6 protein-coding genes and 1 tRNA gene are annotated in these 5,857 nt (G+C 61.0%); all 7 read right to left on the bottom strand.

The window, feature by feature from the left end:
- Positions 1 to 300: imidazoleglycerol-phosphate dehydratase (locus SGJ19_06165; protein ID MDZ4779818.1), on the bottom strand; the 300-nt coding region annotated here is incomplete at its 3' end.
- Between the two features lie 31 nt (positions 301 to 331).
- Entirely contained in the window at positions 332 to 1,393 is a 1,062-nt protein-coding gene (gene hisC / locus SGJ19_06160; protein ID MDZ4779817.1) for a histidinol-phosphate transaminase, read from the bottom strand.
- A 152-nt stretch (positions 1,394 to 1,545) separates the two neighbouring features.
- The gene (larA, locus tag SGJ19_06155; GenBank protein ID MDZ4779816.1) at positions 1,546 to 2,817 is read right to left on the bottom strand and encodes a nickel-dependent lactate racemase; all 1,272 of its coding nucleotides are present in this window, start codon (positions 2,815 to 2,817) and stop codon (positions 1,546 to 1,548) included.
- 203 nt (positions 2,818 to 3,020) lie between these two features.
- Positions 3,021 to 3,344 carry a small basic protein gene (locus SGJ19_06150; GenBank protein ID MDZ4779815.1) on the bottom strand — a complete coding sequence of 108 codons (324 nt, stop codon included), beginning with the start codon at positions 3,342 to 3,344 and terminating at the stop codon, positions 3,021 to 3,023.
- 266 nt (positions 3,345 to 3,610) lie between these two features.
- Positions 3,611 to 3,694 (bottom strand) — tRNA-Leu (locus SGJ19_06145).
- Between the two features lie 181 nt (positions 3,695 to 3,875).
- Positions 3,876 to 4,754, bottom strand: a complete 879-nt coding sequence (locus tag SGJ19_06140) for a DUF4349 domain-containing protein (protein ID MDZ4779814.1) — start codon at positions 4,752 to 4,754, stop codon at positions 3,876 to 3,878.
- A gap of 160 nt (positions 4,755 to 4,914) precedes the next feature.
- Complete coding sequence (locus SGJ19_06135; protein ID MDZ4779813.1) at positions 4,915 to 5,634, bottom strand: hypothetical protein; 720 nt, start codon at positions 5,632 to 5,634, stop codon at positions 4,915 to 4,917.
- Between the last annotated feature and the right edge of the window lie 223 nt (positions 5,635 to 5,857).

Raw genomic sequence — 5,857 nt, 5'->3', positions numbered from 1 at the left:
CATCGGCAACGTGAAGTGCCCGTAACGGCGGATGCCGGCCTTGTCGCCGAGCGCAATTTTGATCGCCTGCCCCAAGCAGATGCCGACGTCTTCGACCGTGTGATGTTGATCGACGTGCAAGTCGCCCTGCGCTTCGACGGTGAGATCGAACGCCCCATGCCGCGCGAACAGCGTCAGCATGTGATCGAAGAAGCCGACGCCGGTGGCAATCGTCGACGCGCCGGTTCCGTCGAGATTCAGTTCCAGCCGAATCTTCGTCTCAGCGGTGTTACGTTCGATCTTGGCAATTCTTCCACTCATCACTCATCACTCCGCAATCATCACTTTCCCCCTAAACCATACCACGCAGCAGCCCCAGGCAAGCCTCGTTCTGATCGTCGGTGCCGACCGAGATGCGGAGGCCGTCGGACCAGCCCGGATAGTTCATATAGCGTACCAGGACGCCGGACGTCTTGAGCTGTTCGTAGAGCGGTTTGACCGGCAGCTTGGGGTGCGGGCACCAGACGAAATTGGCCTGCGACGGCACGGCGTCGAACCCGAGGGCCTTCATCCCGGCGGTGAGCTTCTCGCGCGTGCCGAGCACCTTGCGGCGGTTTTCGCGGAGCCAGGCCTGGTCGTCGATAGCGGCCGTGGCGCCGGCGATGGAGAGGGCGTCGACGTTATACGAATCTTTGACCTTGATCAGCTCGCGGATCAAGTGCGGCTGCGCTATGGCGAAGCCGAAGCGCAATCCGGCCAGCGCGTACGACTTGCTGAGCGTCCGCGTGACGATGATCTTCTCGCTGCGCGCAACGAGGCTCAGGCAATTCGTCGCCGCGAAATCGACATACGCTTCGTCCACCACCAAGGGACACGGCAAACGTTCCGCGATTTCGAGCACGCGCTCCGGCGCGATGTACGTGCCCGACGGGCTATTCGGATTCGGCAGGAAGGCGAGCTTTAAACCAGCGGCCTTGGCGCTGAAATCGTCATTGAGCGACCAATCCGCGCCGAATCGCACTTCTTCCGCCCGCGCGCCTTGGATCTCAGCCAACGTGCGGTAGAGGATGTAGCTCGGGTACGGCAGCCGCAGCAATTCTCCTTCGCAGATGAACGTGCGCGTGAGAATCGTCAGCAGATCATCGCTGCCGTTCCCGCAGAGAATCCAATCCGGCGTGATGCCCGGCACTTCGGCCGCGAAAAGTTGCGCTGCGCGCAAGCGAAAAGCGGTCGCCATCGGATCCGGGTAGCGTTGCAAACCGTTTCGCAGCGCGGCCTCGATCGCCGTGGTCACCGCCGGAGAAGCCGGGTATGGGTTCTCATTCGTATTGAGCTTGATGAATTTCCCGCCCTGGGGTTGCTCGCCCGGAGCATATCCAGCCAAAGCGGCAATGTTGGGGCGGACGTAGGGCATCAACTCATAACTCGCCAAGGTTGTGGCACGGTCTCCCGACTGTGCCACGTTGTCGGGGTAGAACGAATGGAGACCTTCGGTCGAGCAAGTGACACGGTCGGGAGACCGTGTCACAACAATGTATTGGACCGGTGTCGCACAGCGGAGGTTCGCTACCCAACCTGCGCCAGCACGTACGGCCCCTTCGGAATCACCGCCACGGTGGCCGACGGGCCGTACTCGGCGAGCGAATCTTCGAGTGCGCTCTCGACGCTCGAGGCGCTTTCCACAAAGAGTCCGTTGATCGTCTCCGCCGAGAGGCCGTCGCTGACGATTTTTACTTTCGCTTTGCGGCGGACCTTGGCGAGCTCTTCGAGCTGCCACTGGTCCATCACGAAGTAGTCCTTGCCCAGGATGCGTTCGACGAAGATCTCGAGGTTCTCGTTTTCCTGGAACAACTGCTGGAACTGCGGGCTGCCGATTCCTTCGCTCAAGCTGGCGGCGAGGATGATCGTGCCCCCTTCCTTGACGATCGGCAGGGCGCCGGTCATACCCTTCACGCATTGATAGAAGGTGGTATCGAGCGGATATCCGGCGGAGCTGGTCACCACGACGTCGACTGGTTTCTCGACCTTGTCGGTGACCACGGCGCGGACGAATTCGACGCCTTTCAGGAACGCCGCTTCCATGTCGCCAGCGACGAAGAATAACGGGCGGCGTTCGGCGTCGATGACGACGTTGCAGATAAAGTCGCAGCCGGCGCGGCGGCCGATCCAGGTGTTTTCCTCGTGGACGGGGTTGCCGTCCAGGATGCCGCAATCGGCCTTTGGGTGTTCCAGGAACGTCGGCCCGTGCCAGATCTTGACCGTCTCCAGCGCGGCGATGCCCGGGCAGATCAGCTTCCGGCCGCCGGAAAAGCCGGCCATCAGATGCGGCTCGATCAGACCGATGGTAATTTTCAGATCGGCGTCGATGTAGCGACTGTCGATCCACATCGGCACGCCGCGCGGGCTTTCACCGAGATACGTGTGTTCTTCCAGCACCTGGCCGTGATGGTTCTCGCAACGGTAGTCGCGAGCGATTCGCTCGCCGACGAGCTCGATCAACTCCTCGCCTTCGTTCGGCCGGTGCAGGCCGGTGGCGATGAGGATGGTGATCGCCTCGCGCGGAATGCCGGCGGCTTCGAGCGTCGGCAGGATTTCGCCGAGGATCAACTCATTCGGAACCGGGCGCGTGATGTCACAAATCACCACGCACGCACTTTTCCGTCCCCGCGCAATTTCCGCCAAAGGGGGCGAGCCAGTGGGTTGCGCCAAGCAAGCTTGGAGCGACCCGCGGGGATCCGGCAAGGGCGTGGCGTTCTTATAGCCCAACGTGCGGACAATGCGTTCGGCCGGCAAGTCGACTTCCAGACCCGTCTTGCCGTACTCCAGCTTGAAGCGCATCGAGCGAACTCCCATCTATTGCCGACATCGCGGAATTCGGATTTGCCCGCGAAACACGCGAAAGGACGCGAAAACATTGGGTGGGGATTAGTCCACGGAACACAGGGAAGAATTCGGACTCTCGTTCCGTGTGTTCTGTGGACCGCCAGACATCAGCGATCCCTTTCGCGTTATTTCGCGTGGTTCGCGGGCCCGAATCCGGGTTACTTCTTTTTCGCGCCGGAACCCGCGGCTGGTTTGGCGGCGGCGGCAGCCGGCTTGGCGCCCGCGGCGGCCTTCGCACCGGCGGCCGGCTTGGCTGCTGCCTTGCCACCCGCGGCTGGCGCGGCGGCATCCCCTTCGGCTTCCTTCTTCTTTTTCTTCTTCATCGAGAGCTTCACGACGCGGACCTTGGGGAGGCCGATCGGGGAATCCCCGTCCTTCCAGCGGTCCATTTCTTTAAGCTTGGTCAACCGCTCGTCCCGGCTCAACACGCCGCGAGCCCGGGCCAGCCCCGTTTTCAGCTTCAAACTCTGGTCCATCGTCATGACGCGATCGCTCCCGCAAATTGGCTCAAAATCAACTCAAACCCGGCCGTCCACCGCATTCGGGCGGACCATGGGCGGGGCGAGGAATCTCACATGATAGAGGCGAGTGAGCCGGGGAACAAGCGGGGACTGCAGGCACGAATCGAACAGGTATTTTCGAAGTCGCGAAATCCCCGCTACCAACTGCTCGTTCAAGACAATGTGCTGCAGTTGCGAAAAAAACACGACATTACGGCCGCACATCCGTAAGCCCGCATGGATGAAAGTGCCCGAAAGAGGACTCGAACCTCCACGACCTTGCGGCCACTAGAACCTGAATCTAGCGCGTCTGCCAATTCCGCCATTCGGGCAACGAATTGCGGCCTCACCCCGAGCAGGACACATCGGCGTTCGCCCATGTTCACCCCCCGGCCGGCCGCAGCGGCTTGAGTTCTGTCTTATAGGTTACGGGGGCAATGTTATCAAGCTGGGGATGGGCTCAAGTCGGGCCGTTCGGACTGCCGGATCGGGACCGCGCTCTTGTACCGAAGGCTAGAGGATTTGGCCGGCGCCGCGGTGCGCACGAACGCGCCGGCGCCAAACCTGGACTGCGATTGCCAACGGCACGGCTAGCAATGCCAGCCACGGCGCGGCTGCGACAGCGGCCACCGCGAAGGACTCGCCGGCGGTGCGCATGTTCCACAACGATTCCGAAAACGAGCGGCGAAGGCGATCTCCGAACGTCGCGGCCACCTCGGGCATGTAGTGGCGCACTTCCTCGACGCGTAGCGTGATAGTCGTCAACGACGTCAGGTCCGCCAGGACCCGCTTCCGTCCCTCGAAGCGCTCGATTTCCTCGCGCACCCGGGACAATTCGCGTTCAACCCGCAACACGTCCTCCAGCGTGCCGGTCTGCTCTTCGAGCAGTTTCAACAAGCGCGCCTCTTCCTGGCGCTTGTTGCCGATGCGGGCTTCGACGTCGTAGAATTCCTCGCTGACATCCTGAGAGTTGCGCGCGAGGTTCCGGACTTCGCCGAGCTTTCCTTGTGCTTCCTGGAGGAACTCGTCGAAGTTCGCGAAGGGAATTCGAAGTTTCCATTGGCCCGAACGGCTCTCGCCCGTCTCGCCCGAGACTTGCGAACTGGCGACGAAGCCGCCGTAGCGCTTGACCATCGCATCCACCAGACTGGTAGTCGGCGTGAAGTCTTCGACCACCAGATCGACGTCAGCTGTGTAGATGATCTTGCGCTCGATTGCATCGGCGGACGGCGGACCATCTTTCGCGGGCGCCTGCTCGGCGAGCGCTTCAACGGCGGGCGTCTGAGCCAGGGCGAACGCCGGCGCTTCGTCAGCAGACGCTGCGCGACTGGGCGCTTCGCTTTGGACCGCCGCTTGCCCACAGCCTACCGCGAACACGGCTAACAAGATCATCGCGCGCACGTGCATGCTCCCCGTGTCAGGAAACCGTTCGCTCGACCATTGAAATAGAGATCGATCAGGCTGCCAATATATTCCCGCGAACCCGAGCACCATTTCTAAAACGGCGATGCGTGCGACTTCTTAGCAGAACAACGCATTCTCGATAGGGTTTCTACCGCGCCTTGAGAAACGCCTTGATCCGCTCCTGCGCCTGTTGCTCATCCTCACTCAATTTCGGTAACCTAGCGGCAGTTTGCTTCGCCTGCTCTTCTGTCATCTGTTCGCGTTTGTCATTCCATTGCAGGAACGGTCCCGGAACGCTGCCTGCGCTGACTTCGATTCCAGCTGGGACTTTCAGTTGAGCAAGGTCGATCTTCGCGTTCCCCACGAAGATCGTCAGCGTCGGTGGCACGGCGACCGGCGTGCCGGTGAACTCGATCTCGCCGAACGGCTTGCGGACGTGCCCGTACCATTGATCGACCCTCACCTGGTCTCCCGCTGAATACAGGACGGCGATGCCGTTTTTCTCCGGCGCCCGCGTCACCCAGCCAAGTAGATCCGGCTCCGCCTTGTTGGACAGATGAACTTGGCGAATCTCCGTTTCAATCTTGGCGAACTTCTCGATCAACCGATTCACGTCATCGATGTTCTGGACGTCGTACCCGTAGTGGCAAACATCATTGGGCCACTCAGAGAACCAGGGATTCCAGCCGTCGGTGCGCGCGGGATCATTGAGAAGATCAATGACGCCTTTCGGCCAGGCGTCGTCAGGAGAGACCTCGTGGCCAGCACTGGCGACCGTCGAAGTGCCGGCTTCCGCCAGACATCGTTCTGCGCCATAGTGGGCAATCAACGCCAGCAAGTATGCGATTAGCAAAACGGTACGGTGCATTGTCTTTGTCACCGGGAACCACGAAATGATCGTCGGCTACGCGCGCGAGCTCGCTCCCTAAAGACGAAGTAGGTCATGCTCCGGCTTCCTGGCCGACGCCGGTTTCTCCAAACCGCCCCGATTCGCTAGGCTCTGTTGACGATTAAATCCGCTTTAGGCGGATGAATCCGAGGGCCAGTTGGATGATTGCCAGAAATGTTTGTTTCAGTTTTTCGTAGCGAGT

The sequence above is a fragment of the Planctomycetia bacterium genome (assembly GCA_034440135.1).
Classification (GTDB): domain Bacteria; phylum Planctomycetota; class Planctomycetia; order Pirellulales; family JALHLM01; genus JALHLM01.
This window is presented reverse-complemented; position numbering and strand designations above follow the sequence as displayed.